The following is a 1,118-nucleotide window of genomic DNA, read 5'->3' on the forward strand; positions in this document are numbered from 1 at the left end:
AGGATCACCCATGCAATTTCAAAAAACCTTATTTTCTTTACCCTTATTATTTTTATCTTATTGTATCGCTGAAGAAAATGGGGCGTATGCGAGCGTGGGGTTTGAATATTCCATTAGTCATGCCGTTGAGCACAATAACCCCTTTTTAAATCAAGAACGCATCCAAATCATTTCTAACGCTCAAAACAAAATCTATAAACTCAATCAAGTCAAAAATGAAATCACAAACATGCCCAATACCTTTAACTACATCAACAACGCTTTAAAAAACAACTCCAAATTAACCCCCACTGAAATACAAGCCGAACAATACTACCTCCAATCCACCCTTCAAAACATTGAGAAAATAATGATGCTTAGCGGGGGCGTTGCATCTCAACCTAAACTAGCCCAAGCGTTAGAAAAAATGCAAGAACCCATTACTAACCCTTTAGAATTAGCAGAAAACTTAAAAAATTTAGAATTGCAATTTGCTCAATCTCAAAACCGCATGCTTTCTTCTTTATCTTCTCAAATCGCTGCAATTTCAAATTCCTTAAACGCGCTTGATTCTAACTCTTATTCTAAAAACGTTTCAAGCATGTATGGGGTGAGTTTGAGCGTAGGGTATAAGCATTTCTTCACTAAGAAAAAAAATCAAGGGTTGCGCTATTACTTGTTCTATGACTATGGTTACACTAACTTTGGTTTTGTGGGTAACGGCTTTGATGGTTTAGGCAAAATGAATAACCACCTCTATGGGCTTGGAATAGACTATCTTTATAATTTCATTGATAATGCACAAAAACATTCGAGCGTGGGTTTTTATGTGGGCTTTGCTTTAGCGGGGAGTTCGTGGGTGGGGAGTGGTTTAGGCATGTGGGTGAGTCAAATGGGTTTTATCAACAATTATTTGACTGGTTATCAGGCTAAAATGCACACGAGTTTTTTCCAGATCCCTTTGAATTTGGGGGTTCGTGTGAATGTCAATAGGCACAATGGCTTTGAAATGGGCTTAAAGATCCCTTTAGCGGTCAATTCCTTTTATGAAACGCATGGCAAAGGGTTAAACACTTCCCTCTTTTTCAAACGCCTTGTGGCGTTTAATGTGAGTTATGTTTATAGTTTTTAGGGGGGTA

Annotated in this window: 1 protein-coding gene; it reads left to right on the forward strand. The window is 37.8% G+C overall.

Translation table 11 applies throughout. The features are described 5' to 3' along the window. Window positions 1–10 precede the first annotated feature (10 nt). Window positions 11–1,111, forward strand: coding sequence for a Hop family outer membrane protein HopJ/HopK (gene hopJ / locus I6852_RS07860; protein WP_197292080.1), 1,101 nt, complete (start codon window positions 11–13; stop codon window positions 1,109–1,111). Window positions 1,112–1,118: the final 7 nt, after the last annotated feature.

The organism is Helicobacter pylori, assembly GCF_015904775.1.
Lineage (GTDB): Bacteria > Campylobacterota > Campylobacteria > Campylobacterales > Helicobacteraceae > Helicobacter > Helicobacter pylori_DM.

Bases quoted from the DNA above. Each gene is read 5' to 3' on its own strand.
- hopJ (WP_197292080.1), top strand. From the start codon at position 11: ATGCAATTTCAAAAAACCTTATTTTCTTTACCCTTATTATTTTTATCT.